Origin of the sequence: Streptomyces sp. NPDC015171 (genome assembly GCF_043079545.1) — a bacterium.
In the GTDB taxonomy this organism is placed as follows: domain Bacteria; phylum Actinomycetota; class Actinomycetes; order Streptomycetales; family Streptomycetaceae; genus Streptomyces.
The window spans coordinates 70258-90546 of sequence record NZ_JBIBUO010000005.1 but is presented as its reverse complement, the minus strand read 5'-3'; the positions used below and the strand labels follow the sequence as shown (position 1 = coordinate 90546).

At 69.4% G+C, this 20289-nt stretch carries 22 protein-coding genes and 1 pseudogene; 9 read left to right on the top strand and 14 right to left on the bottom strand.

Going from position 1 to position 20289, the window contains the following annotated elements; all coding sequences use genetic code 11:
* Positions 1 to 188: 188 nt before the first annotated feature.
* On the bottom strand, positions 189 to 740 hold the full coding sequence (locus ACF073_RS15615; RefSeq protein ID WP_392070176.1) for a flavoprotein: 552 nt from the start codon (positions 738 to 740) through the stop codon (positions 189 to 191).
* Positions 741 to 865: 125 nt separating this feature from the next.
* Here ACF073_RS15615 and ACF073_RS15610 point away from each other — a divergent pair, with 125 nt between their 5' ends.
* The 4 genes and pseudogenes from ACF073_RS15610 to ACF073_RS15595 all read left to right on the top strand — a co-directional run bounded on the left by ACF073_RS15610 (position 866) and on the right by ACF073_RS15595 (position 3080).
* Positions 866 to 2050: a helix-turn-helix domain-containing protein gene (locus ACF073_RS15610; RefSeq protein WP_392070174.1), complete on the top strand. Its 1185-nt coding sequence runs from the start codon at positions 866 to 868 to the stop codon at positions 2048 to 2050.
* 162 nt (positions 2051 to 2212) lie between these two features.
* Positions 2213 to 2419, top strand: coding sequence for a hypothetical protein (locus tag ACF073_RS15605; protein ID WP_392070172.1), 207 nt, complete (start codon positions 2213 to 2215; stop codon positions 2417 to 2419).
* Between the two features lie 56 nt (positions 2420 to 2475).
* A pseudogene (locus tag ACF073_RS15600) lies at positions 2476 to 2709 on the top strand (hypothetical protein); the annotation flags it as partial.
* A gap of 44 nt (positions 2710 to 2753) precedes the next feature.
* Positions 2754 to 3080 (top strand): hypothetical protein, encoded by a 327-nt coding sequence (locus ACF073_RS15595; RefSeq protein ID WP_361664886.1) that lies wholly within the window; start codon positions 2754 to 2756, stop codon positions 3078 to 3080.
* Between the two features lie 414 nt (positions 3081 to 3494).
* Here the strand turns inward: ACF073_RS15595 and ACF073_RS15590 are convergent, their stop codons facing one another.
* Positions 3495 to 4253, bottom strand: coding sequence for a DUF6928 family protein (locus tag ACF073_RS15590; RefSeq protein ID WP_392070170.1), 759 nt, complete (start codon positions 4251 to 4253; stop codon positions 3495 to 3497).
* 631 nt (positions 4254 to 4884) lie between these two features.
* Between ACF073_RS15590 and ACF073_RS15585 the strand changes: the two genes are divergently transcribed.
* Positions 4885 to 5385, top strand: a complete 501-nt coding sequence (locus tag ACF073_RS15585; protein WP_392070168.1) for a hypothetical protein — start codon at positions 4885 to 4887, stop codon at positions 5383 to 5385.
* 286 nt (positions 5386 to 5671) lie between these two features.
* Here ACF073_RS15585 and ACF073_RS15580 read toward each other — a convergent pair whose 3' ends face one another.
* From ACF073_RS15580 to ACF073_RS15550, 7 genes are all read right to left on the bottom strand, one after another.
* A complete protein-coding gene (locus ACF073_RS15580; protein WP_392070166.1) occupies positions 5672 to 6769 on the bottom strand; it encodes a barstar family protein in 1098 nt (365 codons plus the stop codon).
* 603 nt (positions 6770 to 7372) lie between these two features.
* Positions 7373 to 8176, bottom strand: coding sequence for a hypothetical protein (locus tag ACF073_RS15575; RefSeq protein ID WP_392070164.1), 804 nt, complete (start codon positions 8174 to 8176; stop codon positions 7373 to 7375).
* A gap of 188 nt (positions 8177 to 8364) precedes the next feature.
* On the bottom strand, positions 8365 to 9057 hold the full coding sequence (locus ACF073_RS15570) for a hypothetical protein (protein WP_392070163.1): 693 nt from the start codon (positions 9055 to 9057) through the stop codon (positions 8365 to 8367).
* A 54-nt stretch (positions 9058 to 9111) separates the two neighbouring features.
* Positions 9112 to 11334: a hypothetical protein gene (locus tag ACF073_RS15565; protein ID WP_392070161.1), complete on the bottom strand. Its 2223-nt coding sequence runs from the start codon at positions 11332 to 11334 to the stop codon at positions 9112 to 9114.
* 27 nt (positions 11335 to 11361) lie between these two features.
* Complete coding sequence (locus tag ACF073_RS15560) at positions 11362 to 11835, bottom strand: hypothetical protein (RefSeq protein WP_392070159.1); 474 nt, start codon at positions 11833 to 11835, stop codon at positions 11362 to 11364.
* Between the two features lie 206 nt (positions 11836 to 12041).
* Complete coding sequence (locus ACF073_RS15555) at positions 12042 to 12371, bottom strand: hypothetical protein (protein ID WP_392070158.1); 330 nt, start codon at positions 12369 to 12371, stop codon at positions 12042 to 12044.
* On the bottom strand, positions 12355 to 12600 hold the full coding sequence (locus ACF073_RS15550; protein WP_392070156.1) for a ribosomal protein L7/L12: 246 nt from the start codon (positions 12598 to 12600) through the stop codon (positions 12355 to 12357). Before ACF073_RS15550 ends, ACF073_RS15555 begins: the two co-directional genes overlap by 17 nt.
* 66 nt (positions 12601 to 12666) lie before the next feature.
* Between ACF073_RS15550 and ACF073_RS15545 the strand changes: the two genes are divergently transcribed.
* Positions 12667 to 13404, top strand: a complete 738-nt coding sequence (locus ACF073_RS15545; RefSeq protein WP_392070154.1) for a GIY-YIG nuclease family protein — start codon at positions 12667 to 12669, stop codon at positions 13402 to 13404.
* A gap of 22 nt (positions 13405 to 13426) precedes the next feature.
* Here ACF073_RS15545 and ACF073_RS15540 read toward each other — a convergent pair whose 3' ends face one another.
* Positions 13427 to 13663 (bottom strand): hypothetical protein, encoded by a 237-nt coding sequence (locus tag ACF073_RS15540; protein ID WP_392070152.1) that lies wholly within the window; start codon positions 13661 to 13663, stop codon positions 13427 to 13429.
* A gap of 166 nt (positions 13664 to 13829) precedes the next feature.
* Here ACF073_RS15540 and ACF073_RS15535 point away from each other — a divergent pair, with 166 nt between their 5' ends.
* Positions 13830 to 14303: a carboxymuconolactone decarboxylase family protein gene (locus tag ACF073_RS15535; RefSeq protein ID WP_392070150.1), complete on the top strand. Its 474-nt coding sequence runs from the start codon at positions 13830 to 13832 to the stop codon at positions 14301 to 14303.
* A gap of 23 nt (positions 14304 to 14326) precedes the next feature.
* Here the strand turns inward: ACF073_RS15535 and ACF073_RS15530 are convergent, their stop codons facing one another.
* Positions 14327 to 14803, bottom strand: coding sequence for a DUF2000 family protein (locus tag ACF073_RS15530; protein ID WP_392070148.1), 477 nt, complete (start codon positions 14801 to 14803; stop codon positions 14327 to 14329).
* Here ACF073_RS15530 and ACF073_RS15525 point away from each other — a divergent pair.
* A complete protein-coding gene (locus ACF073_RS15525) occupies positions 14802 to 15614 on the top strand; it encodes an AraC family transcriptional regulator (RefSeq protein WP_392070146.1) in 813 nt (270 codons plus the stop codon). The two genes, ACF073_RS15530 and ACF073_RS15525, sit on opposite strands and share 2 nt — an antisense overlap.
* Here the strand turns inward: ACF073_RS15525 and ACF073_RS15520 are convergent.
* Entirely contained in the window at positions 15593 to 17242 is a 1650-nt protein-coding gene (locus ACF073_RS15520) for a glycosyl hydrolase family 28-related protein (RefSeq protein ID WP_392070144.1), read from the bottom strand. The two genes, ACF073_RS15525 and ACF073_RS15520, sit on opposite strands and share 22 nt — an antisense overlap.
* Positions 17243 to 17384: 142 nt before the next feature.
* Here ACF073_RS15520 and ACF073_RS15515 point away from each other — a divergent pair, with 142 nt between their 5' ends.
* Positions 17385 to 18002 carry a hypothetical protein gene (locus tag ACF073_RS15515; protein WP_392070142.1) on the top strand — a complete coding sequence of 206 codons (618 nt, stop codon included), beginning with the start codon at positions 17385 to 17387 and terminating at the stop codon, positions 18000 to 18002.
* A 19-nt stretch (positions 18003 to 18021) separates the two neighbouring features.
* On the opposite strand, the gene ACF073_RS15510 is transcribed toward ACF073_RS15515, so the two are convergent.
* On the bottom strand, positions 18022 to 18531 hold the full coding sequence (locus ACF073_RS15510; RefSeq protein ID WP_392070140.1) for a YbjN domain-containing protein: 510 nt from the start codon (positions 18529 to 18531) through the stop codon (positions 18022 to 18024).
* Positions 18524 to 19861, bottom strand: a complete 1338-nt coding sequence (gene mshA, locus ACF073_RS15505) for a D-inositol-3-phosphate glycosyltransferase (RefSeq protein ID WP_392070138.1) — start codon at positions 19859 to 19861, stop codon at positions 18524 to 18526. The genes ACF073_RS15510 and mshA overlap by 8 nt, the downstream gene beginning before the upstream one ends.
* Positions 19862 to 20289: the final 428 nt, after the last annotated feature.

The following is a 20289-nucleotide window of genomic DNA, read 5'->3' as shown; positions in this document are numbered from 1 at the left end:
TCCGAGGTTGACGAGCAACGACAGACAACGGCCACCGACAACCGCGTAAGCGCCTTCGCGTGAGCCCCCTGCCTGCGAGTTCTCCGCTGACAGGGCTTCTTCGTGGACTGGGCCGACGGCGGGCCCTCAGACCCCGCACCGCCGCAAGGGCCGCCGCCGTACGGGCCGCAGTCCGGCAACGATCCCGGCTAACGCACCGCGACGATCTCCTCGACCGCGGCGAGAACCAGATGCCACGGGTACCCCTCCGCCCCGCCCAGGCCCGGCTGGTGCGGGACGAAGCCACCGTCGCCGTACAGCACCCGCACACCCATCTCCCGCAGTTCGGCCACGCTCCGCTCGAACTGCCGGTGCCGCACATAGGCGGCGTTCACGCAGGGCATGGCCACCAGGGGAATGCCCTTGCCGATGCCTTCGGCGACGACGCCGACCACGAAGTCACGGGTGATGCCGAGAGCCCACGCGTTGACCGTGTTGAAGGTCGCGGGCGCCACCGCGATGACGTCCGCCTTCGGCCACACGTCCGGCTCCCCCGGCAGCTTGTACGCGCTGCGCACGGGGTGCCCCGTGAGCCGCTCCAGCTCCGCACGCTGCGGGTCCAGCCAGCGAGCCGCGGTCGGGCTCAGACCGAGGCACACGTCGAACCCGCGGTCCTGTGCGTCCGCGACGACCCTCGCCATGTCGAACACCGGTGGGGCGGCGCAGCCGAACAGGTAGAGGACGGGGCGCGCTGTGGTCATGGGCCTATCCGACCACACGCAACCGCACCCAACCACCGGATCCCACAGGCGAGTAGGGGCGGAATCCACGTACCCGTACGGCCCTCCGGGTATGTTCCCGGCGGGTGCTCAGAACGGAGACCGCCATGCCCACACGGGACGACGACCACACGGGCGCACGCATCAAGGGGCAACGCAAACTGTCGAGGCTGACCCAGCGGCAGCTGGCCGAGCGGCTCCCCTACTCCTACAGCTACCTCAACCAGGTCGAATGCGGCGCGCGCCCGGCCACATCCGCCTTCGTCGCCGCCTGCGCCAGAGCCCTCAGCATCGACGTCACGGCCCTGACCGGGCAGCCGTACGTGACCGAACTGCAACGCGACCGCCTGGCAGAACTGGTCCGGCCGATCCGTGAATCCCTCGACCTGTACGACCTCGGCCCCGACCCCGCCCTGACCACCCGGCCGGCCCAGCAGCTCATCGCCGGGGCGGACCGCCTCTGCGCCGAAGTACGGGCGACCCGCCTGCGCAACGCGGCCCGTGACCTCCCAGGACTCATCACCGAGCTGACCCACACGGCATGGTCGACACCGTCCACCGAACTGTGGCAGGCACTCGCATCCGCATACCGCACCGCACACGACATCAGCGTGAAGCTCGGTTATTACGACCTGTCCGCAGTAGCCCTGGACCGCATGGACTGGGCGGCACAGCGCGCTTCCGATGCCTGCCTGGCGGCCGTACGGCAGTACATGCGGGCCCTGGTCTACTTCCGCGAGGGCGAGTACCGGATCGGACAACGCCTCCTTGCAACCGGGCACAAGGTGATCGCGCAGGAACCTGATTCAAGAGCAGCGCTCACGGTCGCCGGACAGCTGCACCTCGGCGGCTCCGTGATCGCCGACCGCGCCGAGCAGCAGTCGGCGGTCGAACAGCACATCAACGAGGCCCGGCAGATCGCACAGCGCACCGGCGACGCCTCCGACGTGCACTGGCTCAGCTTCGGCCCGGCCAACGTCGTCCTGCACAAGATGTCCGCCGCCGTCGAGATGTGCCTGTACGACGACGCTCTGAAGCAGGCCCGGAACATCACTCTGCCCTCGCAGTTGCCCACTTCCCGTCGCGCCCACTTCCTGATCGACCGAGCACGCGCCGAGATGGAGACCGGGCACACCGAGGCCGCCCTGAAGTCACTCACGGAAGCCCGCCGTCTGGCGCCCGAACAGACCCGCTACCATCCCGCGGCCCGCGAGACGATCACCGGTCTGGTGCACCAGTCCCGCCGCACCCCGGAGACGCTCAACCACATGGCGGCCTGGATCGGCCTGTAGACGCACTCATCACGCTCACAGAACTGTGAGCGTCGCGCCCTCCGCAGGTTGTCACTGTTTACTCACATCCCGCCCGCGACGGTACGAAGTCGACGAGGCGAGTGCGCCCCCGGCGGCCGAGCGAAGGGCCCCGACCGGCCCACGCTGCCAAGGAGCGTCGACATGACGAACGCCGCATGCCCGCCCCCGGACCACCGGCCAGCCGCCAAGATGACGATCAGGGTGTACCGGGTGAACCAGCATGGCACCGTCACACAGGAGCGCGGCACGGTGACCGTGGCACCCGTCGAGGGGCCGCCACCGCTCACCTCCGCCTTCCCGTCGTGCGAGTGCCCGGCCTGCCGGGCCGGAGAGGCGGCAGCCCGGTGACTCGCGCCCTAGGAATCCCGGCGACGGGGAGGACCGCGTCGGCTGTACGGCCACCCGTGCCCGAGCGGACGGTTCGCCGGGGCTACTGGTGCGAGTGCTGGACCGAAGATCTGCCCGGCGGGCGGCAGCCGGCACTGCTGGCATCGTTCGACGCCTACTCCGCTGCCCAGGCCGACCGTTGGGTAGCGGTGGCACTCCGCACGATCTCACCGGCCCTGGACACGGACGCCTCGGACAAGGCGTGGGAATGGCTGCAAGACGGCCGCATCGAAACGCGCCGAGCCCTACTGAGTACTGGGGTTGGGTTGTCTTTGCGGTGCTGGTCGCGGGCTGATTGACCTTCGACTTCGGACCGGTCGTGCTCGTGGTCCTGTCCGGGGTCAGCGCCTTCTACTTCTTCTTCAACGTGCCCGTCTGGTGCGGAGCCGCGGGACGTGGTGGCGCATGCCGCCACAACAGCCACGGCGTCCTCATGGGCTGCCATCTTCGCCAGCACAAGTGGCAGAAGCTCAAGATGATCTTCTGGACCGCCCGATGGGCACGGCTACGGCAAGAGCTGTTCCAGAACGCGACCACCACACTGGCGAGCCTTGGTGGCATCCTCGCCGTGACGTCAGGCGTGGCGTCCACCTTGCAGCCGCTGTTCGGCGGAGGTTGGTAGCGGGGTTCGCTGGCATCGACGTCTGACATCAACGACAGTGGACAGCAGCCGTCGGGCGCGTTCCTCGACGGATTATGTCCACTTGGTCAGACAGCCATGGAGACGCCTCGGACCGAACTCGGCGACGCCGCCGACGGCGGTGACGGCAGCGCTGACGGCAACGACGGCGGACGGCAACGGCACTCAGCAACCCAGCGCAACACTGGCATGGTGCCGACAGTCCACCCCAGCAAGGTGCGCCCGCTTCTTCTAAGCGCCGGGTCTGGTTCGCGGGTGAGTGTCTAACTGCGTGACAACGCCGACGCACAGCGGCGGACGAGCGCGGACGGCTGTGGACGCTCGCAGCAGGTGAGAGGCCTACCGCCCCATGGTCGGCCACCCGCGCAAGTCCCTTCGGGACGAAGAGGTCGTGAGCTAAAGGCCGTCGCGCTCGATCAGCGAGCCGTCGGGGCCGAACGTGTACACGCGTGGCGGTCCCATGGCTTCCACGGCCCTTCGCAGCTGCGCTTCCTGCTCCGCGGGGTCAGGGCCGTGCGGGTCCCGCACCTGGAAGCCGTGCAGTCGGATGTTGTCTGCGTCGACGTCGTGCGGCTCGGGGCGGCCCTCCTGGGTGAATCCGCACAGCGCTCGTAGTGCGTCTTCGCCCAGTTCCAAGGGGTGGAACGGCAGCGGGTAGGTCTCTTCGTCCTCGTCCGGCCAGGGGATGACGTCGGCTGGGCAGTCTCCGGCCCAGTAGGGCAGCTCAAAGGGGAGCGGTTCGCCGATGTTCTCGATGATGCCGCTGTCCGGAGACAGGCTCAGGGAACGGACGAGTCGTCCGTCCTCCCACAGGGCGAATGCCAGCCAGTCGACGACGCTGTGCATGGCGTGCAGGACGAGCCGTCGGCCGGCGCTTGCCGCCACGAGGTGTTCGGGAAGCTGGGAGGGGGCATCGATCATCACCCTCTGATCACCGATGAAGTCCACGCCAGGCCAGCTGGCCGCGTACGTCGTCCCCTCCGGTGGGTACACGCCGTGCCAGAGAGTCGAGCCCTCGCACTCCTCGATCTGCCAGCCTGGGTAGAGCCGTCGCATCATCGTGACGGTCCGATCAAGGTCCGCTGCCCCCGCTCGCCGCAGCGCCCCTGGCACGTCGCCGTCGGCGTACACCAGCAGTCCCGTCTTGGCTCCCAAAGCAGCCCTCCCCAAAGCGTTGACCTCGATGGCGGACGCACCATAGCGCCACCCACTGACAACGAGGGCGACTCATTTCTCCTGGCCCCGCTGGGCCGTCTCTGGGCCGTGCGAGGGCGCCCGAGGCCGACCGAGGGCGACCGAGGACGACCGACAGTGACAGCCGAGCCGGAGCCGCTATACGCGGAACCCCAGGTCACAGCGTCCTGGGGTCACGCGTTTCCCCCAGGGGTGGCGGTCAGGCAAGATGGGGTGTTTCTTGCCTTCTTCCACTTATGCACCAGATTGACTGTGGTCGACGGCATGCCCCCAATATCGTGGCCGAGGCTGGCGGGGTTGCAGCAGGACACACACGCGCGCCTGCTCGGTCGACGTACTCGCCATCGTGGCTGACTGTCGTGGACTGAGGTCCAGACCAGCAGACATCAACGGATGGGATGGGAGTAGGGGTGAGTGGTCGGCAGGGTGCTGTGGGCGCTCTCTCGCAAATGCGCCCCTTCTGATCCCCTGGGCAACTACGGTGCTCACGACATTCACAGTCCGAACGGGAGCAGCAGTGCACGTGGGCCCGGCGCATTTCACAGTGAAACTTTTGCACCAACTCGATGCCGAGCCCAGTGAGGTCTGGATCTTGGACGTCGAGAGCCTTGAAATGAAGTCTGACGAGGTCGTCAAAGAGCTGCAGGACCTGACTTGGCGCCCCGGAGCGCGTTACCCGCTCATGAGTAACATTAGCGCGCGGCAAGGCATCTTGAACTGGGGCGCTTCGTCATCGCTCTCTCAGTTCCTGTTGGAGATGAGCGCTGGTGGACTCGGTGGCATAGAGGCCGCAGGCATCGCGGCAGCGATCCGCTACACCTACGGCAAGTTTCGCGACCGATCCCGGGGTGCCCCCTGGGGCAAGTCCATCTCTGAGGACGTGGCTCTAGCTCAGGCGAAGGCTCGTGTCGCTGAGCACTATGGGGTCACTGAGGACGCTCTCTCCGTACAACGGGCAGAGACCAACGCTGCAGACAAGCGCTTTGAGTTCACGTTCGCTCACACCGATGGGAGATCGTTCGGCGCCGAGGTTGGGGTGATCAAGGACTCCCCCACATGCATGCGTCTCTGGCGGGAAGCTCCGCGCACGTGACGTCTGGCTCGATTGCGGGCGCTGCAATACGAGGACGTTCAGCGTGTCGTCTCCGTAGGTGATCGAGGAGTTGACGCAAAGGATCTCTCAGACGCCGGCGAGCTTCCGTCCTGACATCCACGTCCGAAATCAACGGCGACAGCCAGCAGGAGCCCTGGGAAACCCGCGGCGGCCTCACACCCCGAGCGTCTGAGGCCCATGAGACCAGGTGGATCGAACTCCCAAATCGAGTGTCGCCGTTCGAGTTCTGCCCGCCATCAGGACTGAGTGGATTTTCGGACGGGGATCACGCGAGGGTGACGTGCATGCCGCCGTCGGCTAGGACATCAAGGACATGGGCGAATAGATCGTAGGGCCGGCCGTCTGGGGTCATGGTCTGGGACAGGCGCTCGCGTGCGGTCCCGGCGTTCCGCCAGAGCAGGGTTGCGGGGGCGGTGTAACCGAAGGTGCCGCGCAGGCAGTCGTCGAGGGCGGCCAGGTAGCCGCCGAAGTAGCCACCCGGCCCGTTCACCGCCTCCCCAAGCGCCAGATAGAGGCCCGCGTCGTCGGTGATGTGCCGGCCGTCGAGTTCGTAGGCATGACCAGGCGGCCGGTCGCGGTGAGAGCGCCGGCATGCCCGCTCGCGGACGAGATCGAGCCAGGCGCCGCGGCGCCGGGTGTCGAGCCTCGCCCAGCCACCCAGGGTGTCCGGCGGCCCGGCGAGCCACCGCTCCCAGATGGGCTGGGCGAATGAGGGAACGGGGGTGAAAAGCTGCCCGTCAAGCTCCAGGTCGATCAGATCTGTCCCGTAGGAGGATGGACACCAGGAGCGGACTTCGGCCCGCAGCAACCGATCGGTGAGCGGCTCGCCCTGGGCGTCCTGAATTTCCAGGGCGGCCTCCTCGAGGTCCAGCGCGCGCCGGGTGCCCTTCAGCAATGCAGCTCGCAGCTGATCACCCTGGGCAAGCCCCCGCAGGACGAGGAGGGGCGCCGCTTGCTCGGCCGGCAGGACGCGAGTGAATTCGCGGCAGGAGCCCAGCCACCGATGCTCGTCGTGCACTCGGACACGACCCGTGTGTCCCTCAGGCGGACCTTCGTAGTCGTCCAGGCCAGTGAGCACGAGACTGCCAGTCCCCAAGCGCTGTCCAGAGGTCTCCGCGTCCTCCAGCAGCCACGGCTCAAGTGCCTCGTCGTCCGGCACCAGCCACACCCGGCTGCCGACCCAGCCCCGGGCTTGAGTACCTTCCTGCACCCAACCGAACAGTTCATACGTCCCGCGCCGGGGCTCCCCAAAGAGTCCGTCTACTGTGGCGCACACGCCCCAGACATCGCCGCACTCCGTCTCCGTCAGCCTGTACCGCCCATGCCTGCGATGGTCCCAGTCCTCACGCACGGTGGTAATCATGCCCAGACCAGGCTTTCACGACGAAGTCTTTTCCCAGTCGGTCAAGGTGCCTCAACAGCGGGCAGACGTCTGCGAACCATTAGCCCAGGTGAGAGACACACCCGCCCAAGGCGGTTATCCCATGCAAGTTGCTTCGGGGCAAAGAGGTCATCACGCAATGTTTCACGTACCCGCTTCCGAGTAGCGGCTTGTGCTGTTCGACGGCCGACAGCGTGGTCCAGGCTGGCGGGGGCACAGCGAGGCACACGCGTGCCTGCACGGGCGGCTGACGCATCGTCGTGGCTGACTGTCGTCGGCTGAGGTTCAGACTGGGCGCATCGAGGGTGCTGGCCGTCAGCCGAGCGCGCTGAAGCTGGGCCGTCCCTGGGCCGTCCGAGGTCGCTCAACAGCGGCCAATAACGACCAACGACGACCACCAAGCGCACGAGCTCACCGCCCCTGACCAGCAAAAATCCAGCTCACCAAGATCCCCGGCAAGACCCAGGGCAAGAAGAAGTAAGCGCCCTCGCCTCAAGGGCCCCTGCCGGCGGCTCGGCCCGTCGGCAGGGGCCTTTGTGCTGTTCCGGTGTCGGCACCGGGCCCCGGCAAGCCCGGCAGGTCGGCCTACTGCCGGAAGAACCCGGACTTCAGGTCGCCGATGACGGCGTCGAGCGGGTGGCCGCTGACGATGAAGGGGCCGCTCCAGGGCGCGCTGAGTGCGAAGAGCAGCGCCAGGCTCAGCCCGACCACGCTCGCGACTCCCACGACGAGCAGGGACGTGCGCAGGCTGCTGCGGAAGACCAGTGCGCCGGAGTTCGCGATCAGGGCCAGCCCGCTGACCACGAGCGTGACGACGTAGAGCGCGGGAACATCGCGCGCGGCGGCCGCGACTCGGGCGCGACGACCACTGGTGACTCCGTCCAGGGAAGCCACCAGCTCCGTGCCTGTCGGGGTTCCCACCTCGGGCCGGCCCGCCTCGGCACGTACGCTCCGCTCCAGCCGTGCGATCGCGCGGCCGGTGGCCGGGTCGTCACCGGACGCCGTCGCCGTGCCCTGCCATTCCCGGGCGCGCGTGGTCCGCAAGTAGTCCAGCAGAGCCTCATGGATCGGCTCCGACCGGACTCGCGGGCTTGTCGCCGCCCATGCCAGGCGGGAGGCCGCGGCGGCCTCGTCGCTCACCAGTCCCTCTGCCGCGCGCAGGTAGCCGGCCTCGCTGGCCAGTGAGAGTGCCGCGAAGATCGCGAAGGCGGCGCCGAGCGTCGGCATCAGGGGCGTGGCGATCTGCGGCACCCGGTCCTGTTCCCCGACCGGCACCAGCGCCCGGACGCCGAGCCGGGCCGCCGCCGCGACCAGCAGGGCGAGCAGCAGCCCGCCCGCAACCAGCGCCACGGCCGGCAGCGAGGTCAACCAGTTCACCACATCACCCACAGCGCGTTCCCGCGAGCGCCGCAGGCGGCGGCATCTGCCCCGCAGCCTGAAGCTCCTCGTCGATGACTCTCAATGAACGCCTCATCTTGCGCCGCGACGCCGGGCACGGCATCTCGGTCAGTGGGCCGAATGGCCGAGGACGGCACGGCACCCGCCCCTGCGGGCCCGATCGTGAGCCCGGGCTTCCGCTAATCGTCGAAGCCGGCCCAGTTGGCCTTCGTGATGGGCGGCACCGCGCTCGGAAGGTTGGTGTCGTTCTTGCAGCCGGCTTGCTCGGCGACGTCGTGGGCCAGCTGGAGCATGATGTCCAATCCGGCCTCACGTGCCTTGGTCGCGGACAGGCCACTGCCCTTCATGGGCCGTGCGAGGACGTCGACCTTGATGTACTTGTCCCGCTTCATATATGCGGGAGCGCCGGTGGGCAGGTCGGCGGTGCACTCGAAGAACACCACCTGCGACGCACGGAGGTAATAGGCGAGGACGCCCATGTCCATTCGCGTCCGAGGCTCGTTCCCGTGGGCGTCGGAGGTGGGAAGTTCCTTGACCGGGAGAGCGTCGTTGTTCCAGGCCAGGTCGACGTCGAGGACGGTGTTCAGCGAACCATCGCTCTGGGCCTCGTATTGGCAATGGCTGGGGTAGTGCTCCTTGATCAATCGGAAGTCCCCTTGCTCATGCAGGAGCTTGCTGCCCGGTCCGAGCAGCTTCTGCAGGGAGGCACGACGCGGTGTGCCGTCCCAGCAGGGTTTGGCCGGGGCCTTCAGCGCGTCGGCGCCACCGTCGTCGGAGCGGGCCGACCAGACGTAGATTCCGACTCCCAGGATCGCGAGTACCACCACGACACAGAGCGCTGCGGCTCCGCGGGACATTCTTCCGACGCTCATGTCTTCCCTGCTCGATCACTCGCTGAGACTTCGCCGATTGTCGCTGAGCTCATGTCACTTCGGGGGGTTGCGCTGGTAGTAGTCCTTCGCTTCGCGCTGGAGTTCCTTCCCGTGGTCGAAGCCCTCGCCCGTCTGCTGTGTCACGGAGCGGTGCATGTCCGTGGGGTCGACACCTGCCGGGGTACCGGCGACCCGGAGCCCGGTCTCCGCCTGATCGAGAGCATTCTGACGGGCGTCGAAGGAGGACTGCCCCGCCGTGTACGCCGTTTCGGCGGCGGTGTTGCGTTCCGCTCCTTCGACCATCTCGCCCACTACGACTTCGGTGACGCCGTTGATGACTTCACCGGCGATGGGTACACGCTCGGTGGCCAGACCGACCGTGGATCCGAAGGCCGTGTTGAACATGTCCGCCCGCTTCTGCAACGCCTCGTTGTAGTCCTGGTCGCTCTGCTGGCCCCCGGTGACGATCTGATCGTGCCGGGCCCCGGAGAGGATGCCCTCCACCGTGCCGGTGTTGTACGCGGTGTGCTTCAGGTTCTCGGCCGTGGTGCCCGCGTACTTGTCGGGGTGCGCCACGACGTCGTGCATCACTTGGGCCGAGTGGTTCTCCGCGCCCAGCGCGGCCTCGGCGTAGCCATCCGGATTTCTGCCGATGGTGTCGAGGAACTCCGCGGTGGCGAGTGTGCTGGTGAACTTCCGCGGGCTGCCGTAGAGATCGTCGAACCCGTCGGACTGACTCAGCGTCGAGTTGACCTCCGGCATGTACTCGCCGGCCATCCGCCCCAGGCTGTCGGCCATCGTGTCGTCGGCCAGCTTGGGATTGGCCGCGACCGCGTTGACGACCTGGTCCATGATCTCCTGGCGCTGCTCGGTGTGCTCCGGGTGCGCGCCGACATCGCCGTGGTCGTACGGGAGTCCCGACACCGCCGCTTCGAGAGCGTGGCCCAGCGCGTCCTTGCCGTAGATCACGGGGTCCTTGGCCGCGAAGGGAGCTGTCATGTCAGGGATCCACTGCCGCGCGCCGTCGCCCTTGCCGTCCGAACCCGTCCCCATCAGATAGTCCAAGTTGGACATCTGTTTCCCGGGCCCGGCAACGTCCGCGTGGAAGAAGCTGGTGGCGGCGTCAGGATTATGGCCGTACGCCTCCAGAAGACCCGTGACCGGATCCCAGCCTCGGCCGCCCTCTTTGTCGGCGTTCAGACCGAAATCCTTCATACCCGCGTAACTCCCGTCGGGACGCCCCCAGGATCCCCCGTCCCGCTCATACGCGATCATGTCGTCGCCGACCTTGTCGAGGAAGCTCGCCGGGTACGTCCCGTGCCGCAGAAGCGTGCCGAGCACCTGATACCCCTTGGGAACCATCTGGTTGCCCTGCATCTGAAGATCGAGGTCGCTGCGCCCCACGCGCATGAGCTCGTCGGTCCACTTGTCGCCCAGGTTGGGGGTGGCGGTGGCCAGCGCCGTACCCATACTGTCCTGGATGCTCCGGGCGAGGGTCAGTTGCTCGCCGCCCTCCGCGGTACCGTCGAGCGAGAGCTGAGCCTGGAACCGCAGTGCCCCCTCCTGACCGAGTCCGCGGTACAGGTCCGTCGCGAACTCCTTGTCATCGGCGTTGTACTTGATCAGCGTCTGGAGTTCACGGAGCTCCTCCGTGGATAGCTCCTTGCCCTCCTTGTAGAGTCGCAGACTCTTCTTGGCAAGCTCTTCCGCGCGCTGCTCCTGAGCATCATCAAGTGACGTGTAGCTCTCATGGCCGAAGTTGAACTCGTCATTTCCATGACTCTTACGCAGTGCGCGGCTCACGGAATCGTCGATCTCGCGTGCGTGCGAGATGATGCCGGCGATACGGTCGGCGAGTTCCTGAGCGGTGTTGAGTTCGCTCTGGGTATGGGTGTCATCGGTGGTTCGATCGTGCGGATAGAAGACATGCACGTTGCCGTCACCCGTGTCGCTTACCCTCAGACCCAATGAGGGGGCCTCGTTGTGCAGGGCGTCGTTCAGCTTCTTCTGCAGAGCCAGAAGCTCAGTGCAGGCATCGGCGAGCACCTTGTAGATGCTTGAAGCCTCGGCGTGGGCGTCGGTGAACTCCTTGGCCGTCTTCTTGACGAACCCTCGTGTCACATCGGCGTTGACGCCAGCCCAGCGGGCGCTCTCAGACTTCGAAAGCAGCCCTTTCTGCGCTCTGTCCGCGAGCCTTTCGAGACTGTCAGTGATCTTCTCCCAGTCGGCGACGGACGACTTCAGCTTTCCGAGGTCGACCTCGGAAAGGTTCGTCATGGTAATGCCGGACACTCCAGCCCCCGCTTACTTGAAGTACTTGTCGAGTTCCGAGGCAGACCTACCGGAGCCGTCCCTTCCCTTTACCTCCATTGAGATCTGCTGGTCGTCGTTCGCATGGAGCTTCTTCGAGAAGTCAAGATGATTGGAGATGAGGGCACAGGCATCCAGCAGGGACTTCACCTGACTCGTCCATACCTCGACCGTCAGGGAAAGGCTGCCTCCCAGGGCGAAGTTCGAACTGGACAGCTCTGCCGCGGCTTGCATCGTGTGCCCCGCCCCGTGGGCATCGACTCCCATGCCGGCGACGTCGGCCTGGCCGTGCAGGTCGCTGTGCAACGCGTGAGCCTCGTTTCCCACGGCGCCCAAGTCGTCCTGGTGGACTACGAGGTCCGGCGAGCCCCCGCCGCCTCCGGCATCCGGTACGTGGTTCAGGCGCACGCGGGTCGATCCGCGCTCTGCCGCCTGGGCCTTGAGCTGTTCCCACTCGTCCCACGCCACTTGAGCCTCCCCCGTGCGTGAACAACAGAACTGGCCAAACCGCAAGGGAACTTAGCCCTATGGATTCGTCGCCGCAAGCTCTGAAATAGGCTCCAGATCACGGTCCCTGTCGGCCAGTCAGCCGGGCGATGGCGTCCTTCCTGATCACAACGGCTGCAGAAGGATCGCGGCAGATATTCCGGAGCGATGCGCGCGTTCCGCGCCGTTCACGGTGAGGGCGTGAAGCCGGTGGGCAGGTCGAGGTGGAAGGGGGAGCCGGGGAGGGGCGGGGTCCAGCCCTGGCTCAGGGCCAGCGTGATGGCTCGGGTGACCGTCGAGGGGAGGACCGGTGCGGTCTCGCGGCCCAGCCAGTTGCCCGGGTGGGGCCGGTCGGTGGTGACCACCAGCGTCGTGCCCGGGCTGTCCGCGTGTTCTACCGCGAACGTGCACGGTGACCAGGCCAGGCCCTGCGAGTAGGTGGGCCTGCGGCGCAGCCGCCAGCGGTAGGCCGTGCCGTCGACGACGATCCGCCGGGCGCCCTTACGGCCGAGTGCCATGGCTCCCCGTCCGCCGGGGGGCTGTCGCTGCACGCGCGCCGGTGTCGCGGAGCGCGCTGACCGCGGACTCGGCGGTCGGCGGCACGTCGGCAAGGGCCAGGGCGGGGGATCGGTCCGCCAGGGCGGCCTTGTTGTGCCTGCTGCTCGGACCGGGCAGCCGGCGTCCGAGGAGCATCGCATCGTGCGGCAGCACGTCGTCGCAGGCCAGTGTGAGGTGTTCGACCGTCATCTCCGTCCCCGTCCCCGTCCGCGTCCCCGCCCGTCGCTGTCCGGCGGCCCTTTCTAGGATTGTCCGATGGACTCGGGTGGGCAGGGTGGGCAGGGTGGGCGGCAGGTCACGCGGATCGCGCAGAAGTGGGGGTTCGGGCTCGCCCCGGTCAAGGCGGATGTGCAGCGCGGGCGCGTCGCGGCCGCGCGGACGGTTCTGGAGACCCTGGCCCAGGGGCGGCACGCGGCCCTCGGCCGGCTCGATGACCTCTCGACGGTCAAGGGGCTGTTCACCCGGACGTACAAGAAGGACCAGTGGGACTGGTTCACGGTCTGCGCCCAGCTGGGTTATCCGTCCCTGAGGGAGGCACGCCGGGCGTCCGGGACGCTCCAGCACCTCCGGCAGTGCCTCCGGGACGCTGACTGGCAGGCGGCGAAGGAAGCCGCGGCGGTCCTGGAGGCGGCCGGGATCCCGCGACGGCTCGGAGACTTCGTCACCGGCACGGCGGCCTCCCTGGACGGCCGCGGCTTCGTCTACGTCCTCTCCACCCGCGAAGCCCCGGAGATGCTCAAGATCGGTTACACCGACCGTGATCCCCTGACCCGGGCCAAGGAGATCAACTCGGCCACCGGCGTGATCATCCCCTGGGGCGTCCGCGGCGCCTGGACCGTCGCCCATGCCCGCCGCGTCGAAGCGGACGTCCACGCCCTTCTCGCCGAGTACCGCGTCCGCAAGGACCGCGAGTTCTTCCACATGCCCTTCGCGGAAGCGGCCCGCGTCATCGAGGAGTACGCGGCCGGGACGGCGCCGCGAACCACGGCGTGAGCCCTCGGAGCGTCCGCCGCCGCTAGCTGCCCGACGGGTCGGTCGTGTTGCCGTTCGAGCAGGTGTTGTAGTCGGAGAGGTAGTCGGCGACCGCGGGCACCACGGCCATTTCCTGGAAGCAGACGTCCGCCGCCGTGAAGTTCCAGTTGTTGGCGGCGTTGACGCCGCTGCTGAAGTTCCTGTCGTCGTCGGCGTGGGCGGGGGCCGCAAGGGCCAGGGCGGCCAGCGCGAGCGTCGCGGTTGTGATGATCTTTCGCATGCCCGCTGCAACGACGGGGGTGACCGAAGGGCACGGCCGTTCCCTCGAACGTGCGATCCGGGCCCCGGACCGCGCCGGTGACCCACCTCACATTCCCCCATGTCACATCCCCCCGCCCCACCCCGTCAGAAAGGTGAAAGCAGGCGCAACCACACGGGAGCAGATCATGGAAGCTCGGCTCAACCTCCACGCCAACCCCCTCGTCGGCAAGCTGTTCAAGCACTTCAACGCCGCCGGCAAGGTGCTCACGGACTCGACCCTGCCCGCCGCCACCCAGGAGCTGGTGAAGATCCGCGCCAGCCAGATCAACGGGTGCGCGTTCTGCACCGACATGCACACCAAGGACGCCACGGCCGCCGGCGAGAGCGTCACGCGGCTGCACCTGGTCGCGACCTGGCGCGAGGCCACGGTGTTCACCGAGGCCGAGCGGGCCGCCCTGGAGCTGGCCGAGCAGGGCACGCGGATCGCCGACGCGGCCGGCGGGGTCACGGACGAGGCCTGGGCGGACGCCGCCAAGCACTACGACGAGGACCAGCTCGCCGCCCTGGTCGCCCTCATCGCGCTGATCAACGCCTACAACCGCGCGAACGTGATCGTCCAGCAGCCGGCCGGCGACTACGTGCCCGGCATGTTCGGCTGAGGGACGGCCCGGAGGGGGCCCGGCTACGGGTGCATCCGGGCGCCCTTGAGGACCTTGTCCACCGCGTTGCGCGGGCCGTGCACCGCGAGGCCGACCAGGTCCAGCTCGGCCGTGGGGACGGCCCGGACCGCCGCGCGGTTGTCGCGGTCGTTGCCGGTGGCGAACAGGTCCGAGGTGAAGACGGCGCGCGGCAGGGCACGGCTCAGTGCCCTGCCGTGGGCCGCCTTCAGGGTCTCCTTCGTGCCCTCGAAGACCAGGACCGGCTGGCGGAACATCGGGAGGTACGCCACGCCGTCCGCGTCCGCGTACGGGTCGCCGATCACCTCGGGGACCGCCGTGCCCAGGCCGCTGACCAGGAACGCGGTGACGTTCAGGCGCTGCCAGGGCTCCAGGTCCGCACGCAGCAGGACGGCGATCTTCGTGTCGAAGCGGATGGGTTCAGTGCTCATGGAGCGAGACTGCCGGGCCGCGGACGGCCGGGTCTTGTACGTTTTTTGCATGGCCGGCGGACAGGAAGTCACCGCGTGGCGCCCCCGGGTCCCGGGCGTCACGGAGGTCTTCCACGCCCATTTCACCGAGTACGCGTACCCGATGCACGTCCATGACGCCTGGACGCTGCTCATCGTGGACGACGGGGCCGTACGGTACGACCTGGACCGGCACGAGCACGGCACCCCGCTCGACACCGTGTCGCTGCTGCCGCCGCACGTCCCGCACAACGGCTCCCCCGCCACCCCGGACGGCTTCCGCAAGCGGGTGGTCTACCTGGACGCCAGCCGGCTCGGGGACGATCTGATCGGCCCCGCCGTGGACGCGCCCGACCTGCGCGACCCCCTGCTGCGGCGGCGCGTCGGACAGCTGCATTCCGCACTCGCCCGGCCCGGTGACGAGCTGGAGGCGGAGAGCAGGCTGGCCCTCGTCGCCGAGCGGCTGCGCGGACATCTGCGGGAGCGCGAGCGGGAGCGGGCGGTGCGGCGGCCGCAGCGGCGCGACGAGCACGAACTCGCGGGTCGGCTGCGGGAGTTGCTGGACGCCAGGGTCGTCGACGGCGTCGTGCTGGAGGAGGCCGGACGGGTGCTGCACGCCCATCCGGCGCATCTGGTGCGGGCGTTCAGCGCCGCGTACGGCATCGCCCCGCACCAGTACCTGATGTCACGGCGGGTCGGGCGGGCCCGGCGGCTGCTGCTGGACGGGCTGCCGCCGGGCGAGGTGGCCCCGGTGACCGGGTTCTACGACCAGGCCCACCTCACCCGGCACTTCAGGAAATGGGTCGGGGTGACCCCGGGGCGCTACCGGAGCAGCGCGCGCTGAGCCTCGTACAGGTTGCGCGGGCGTACGGCGTTCGCGGTGCCGTACAGCTCAAGGCGGGAGTGCAGGTCGCCGGTGAAGTCGGGGACGTCGATCTGGTCGAACTCCGTGACGGTGTTGAGGCCGACCGTCGCCGAGTACGGCGCGAGGCCGTCGATCTTCATCAGGCCCGCGCGGCCGTTGGTGACCCGGATGTTCCAGTGGGTGAAGCGGGCGCCGAACAGCGGACCGGCGCTCGCGTCGCCGCCGTGCCGGCCGTCGTTGTTCACCGTGATGTCCGTGCGGACGTTGGCGAACGGCAGTCCGCGGTGGCTGTCGAAGGTGCCCGTCTCCATCGTGCCGCGTGACCAGACGTTGTACGACGACAGGCCCTCGACGTTGATGCCGTGCAGCTGGGTGCCGGCCGGCGCGGGGACCGTGCGCCGTTCGACCGTGAAGTCCTCGACCAGGTTGTCGTGGGAGCCCTCGCGGCAGAAGTACGGGTGGTGCGAGCCGCGCCCCGCGACCCGGGTGCGGCGCAGGGTGCAGGCGGAGGCGGCGACCAGGCCGAAGCCGTTGTCGACGTGCCGGACCGTGACGTCGTCCACCCAGCAGTCGTAGGCGCACTGGAGGACGACGCCGTTGTAGCCCTTGTCGAGGAGGTGGGGGGACTGCGGGGTCTCGACCGCTTCGAGGGTGAGCCCTTCGACGCCCGATCCGGTCAGTTCCGGTACGTGGGTGGTCAGCCGGGGGTCCCACTCCGGGCGCAGGTCGAGCGGGAGGGGGCGTTCGAGGGTGACCCGGCGGCCGTGCACGCGGGTGACGCGGACGGGCCATTCGTAGGGGACGTACGACGTCAGCTTGGTCTTGTCGTCCCACACGTAGGCGGCCGGGCCCGGGCCGTCGCCCGCCATGTGCCGCAGCAGGGTGTGGGCGGCGTCGTCGGCGAGGCGGAGCAGGACGAGCCGGCCGGGGCGCAGCGCGGAGGCGTCGGCGACCGTGACCGTCCAGGAGCCCCGCTTCGCCGGGGCCACGGTCGTCAGGGTGGTCCACTCGTCCCGCGCGTTGCCGGTCCAGCCCTCGAAGGGCCACGCCTTGGCGCGGATCGCCGCCGTCAGGGAGTCCCAACGGGCGCGCGGGGCCAGCCAGACGAGGCCGCCGGCCCATGACCAGGAGGACTTGTCGCCGCCGTAGCGGGAGCCGTAGACGCCGATCAGTTCGGTGAGGTTCTTCGTCGCGTACAGCGTCGTACGGCCGCTGCCGGCGCCGCGCAGGACGACGTTCGAGTCGCCGACGCGGATGACGTCGTCGATGCGGTAGGTGCCGGGCGGGATGGTGACCGTGCCACCGCCGGCCCTTCCGGCGGCGGCGATGGCACGGTTGATCGCGGGGGCGCAGTCCGTGCTGCCGTCGGGTACGGCGCCGTAGGCGGTGACGTCGGCGACGACCTGGGGGCGGGGCAGGCGGGTGGCCCCGGCCCGCCGGCCCGCCCGGCCGACGTACGGGATCTGCGGGTGGGTGAAGGGCCTCTTCCGGAACTCCGCCCAGAGCGGGGGAGCTTCGTCGGCGCGGGCGGTGCCGGCCGTAGCGGTCAGGGCCACCGCGGTCGCGCCCATGAGCAGGGTCCGTCTGGTGAGGTGCGCGCTGTTCATGTCCACCCGCCCCTTCATATTCATGGATATGAACGACGTTCAGAAGTGCGTTGGCGGTGAGCATGCCATCAGACACCCCGGGTGGGGAAGAGTCGCGCGGAAGTCCCTCGTCCGGTGATCGTGACGGGCTAGCGTCCCGGCCATGGATGACATACAGAGAGCAGAAGAAACGGACACTCCTCGCGATCCATCCATCAGCTCCCGTCCCCGGCGGCTGAGGCGGCTCTCGACCGCCGTCGCCGGTGCCGTGGCCCTGGTCGGCCTGAGCGTCGGGGTGGCCCTGGCGGCTACCTCGGGCGACGACTCCGGCCCCCGGCACGGCGTCACGAGCACGGTCCCGCCGGACGGGGACACCGCGGGCACGACCGGCGACGGGACCGACGGGGGGACCGTGGGGGCGAGCGGCTCCGACGGGGGCACCACCGACGCGGGCACGGACGGCGGGGGCCCGGTCACCGACGGCGGCACGAGCGAGGGCGGCGCCGACGGCGGCACCGTCGGCGCGAGCGGCTCCGACGGCGGCACGAGCGAGGGCGGCAGCGGCGGAACCACCGGAGGCACCGGGGACACCGGAGGCACCGAGCCGAGCCCGACGCCCACCGCGTCCGACGACCTGGCCGAGCTGAACCGGCGCGTCACGGAACTCGACCGGAAGGTCGATCAGCTGCCGACCAAGAAGGAACTGGCCGACGCCCTGCGGGCCTTCGCCGACGAACTCGACAAGAAGGGCGGCGGGGAGCCCGAGCCGGACCCCTCCTGAGCGTCCCGCCGGCCCGGGGTCAGTCGGCCGAACGCCGAGTCAGATGCGCGAACGCGTCCAGGTTGCGCGTCGACTCGCCCCGGGCCACCCGCCACTCGTACTCCCGGCGGATCGAGGAGGCGAAGCCCAGCTCAAGGAGCGTGTTGAAGGCGCCGTCGGACGCCTCCAGGACCTGGCCGAGGAGACGGTCGATCTCGTCCGGGGTGACGGAGGCGAGCGGCAGCCGGGCGGTGACGTAGACGTCGCCGAGGCGGTCGACGGCGTAACTCACGCCGTACAGCTTGAGGTTGCGCTCCAGCAGCCAGCGGTGGACGCCCGGCTCGTTCTCGTCGGGGTGGCGGATGACGAACGCGTTGAGCGAGAGGGAGTGGCGGCCGACGCGGAAGGAGACCGTGGTGGAGAGCTTGCGGGTGCCGGGGAGCTTGACCACGTAGGTCCCGGACTCGGGGCTCTCCCACTCCAGCTCGGCGTCCCGGAAGACGTCCGCCAGGACCTGACCGGCCTGTTCGGCCCGCTCCGCATCACCCATGGGGCGAGCGTACGCGACGGCGGTGGGCCTGGGTCGCGGCCGTGTAGACGTCGGCGGTGGCGGCGGCGGCCGTGTCCCAGCCGAAGCCCTGGGCGTGCCGGGCGGCGGCCTCGCCCATGCGCTCGGGCAGGACCGGCTCGTCGGCGAAACGGCCCAGCACGCGCGCGTAGTCGGCCGGATCGTGCCCCTGGACGAGGAAACCGGTCTCGCCGTCGCGCACGGCCACCGGCAGCCCGCCGACCGAGGCCGCGAGCACCGGGGTCCCGGCCGCCTGCGCCTCTATGGCGACCAGGCCGAAGGACTCGCTGTACGACGGCATGACGAGCACGGACGCGGCCCGGAACCAGTCCGCCAGCTGCTCCTGCCCGACCGGCGGCCGGAACCGTACGACGTCCGCCACGCCCAGCCGGGCCGCGAGCTTCTGCAGGCCCTCCGGCTTGGCGAGCCCGCTGCCGCTGGGGCCGCCGACGATCGGCACGACCATGCGGGAGCGCAGCTCCGGGCGTTCGTCCAGCAGTACGGCCACGGCGCGCAGCAGCACGTCCGGTGCCTTCAGCGGCTGTATGCGGCCCGCGAAGAGCGGGATCAGGGCGTCCTGCGGGAGCCCGAGCCGGGCGCGGGCGGCGGCGCGGCCGTCGGCGGTGCGGAACCGGTCCAGGTTCACGCCGGGGTGCACGACGGCGACCGCGGCCGGGTCGGCGGCGTAGTGCCGGACCAGTTCGTCGGCCTCCTCGTCGGTGTTGGCGATGAGCCGGTCGGCGGCGGACACGATCTGGGTCTCGCCGATGACCCGGGCGGCCGGTTCGGGGGTGTCGCCCTCGGCCAGATTGGCGTTCTTGACCTTGGCCATGGTGTGCATGGCGTGCACCAGGGGCACGCCCCAGCGCTGGGCGGCGAGCCAGCCGACGTGGCCGGAGAGCCAGTAGTGGGAGTGGACGAGGTCGTAGTAGCCGGGGCGGTGGCCGGCCCACGCCTGCATCACGCCGTGGGTGAAGGCGCACAGCTGGGCCGGCAGCTCCTCCTTGGCGAGGCCCTCGTAGGGGCCCGCGTCCACGTGCCGGACCAGGACGCCGGGGGCCAGCTCGACACAGGGGGGCAGGCCGCCGGCCGTGGCCCGGGTGAAGATCTCGACCTCGATGCCGATCGCGGCAAGGCGCTGGGCCAGCTCCACGATGTAGACGTTCATACCGCCGGCGTCGCCGGTGCCGGGCTGGTGGAGCGGGGAGGTGTGCACGGAGAGCATGGCGACCCGGCGCGGCCGGCGCGACAGCCGCAGCCGCGGGGCGGCCGACGGGGAGCGTCGCCCGAGCCTGCTGACGTACTGGCTCACCTGGCGGTCCTCCTTGCTGCGGGCATGCGGACGGAGGGCCCCACCTCGCCCTCCAAGGAGGTCCAACAGCGGCGGGGTGGCCGGCCATTTCCCGATCAAGCGGCTTTGCTCAATCATTACCTTCTCTCGCTCAACGGTTCGAACGCGCCCGACGTGGACCGGGGACGGGCGGTGCCCTTGCCGGGAGACGGGCGGGGACCCCGCCGGGGAGGCGGACAAGCCCTGTCAGGGAGGCAGGTGGCGCCCTCCCGGAGAGACGGGCGCGGGGCCCACCGGGGAGGCGGACAGTCCCTGTCAGGGAGGCGGGCGGCCTACCGGGGAGACAGACGGGCCCCTGTCAGGGAGGCAGGTGGCGCCCTCCCGGAGAGACGGGCGCGGGGCCCACCGGGGAGGCGGACAGTCCCTGTCAGGGAGGCGGGCGGCCTACG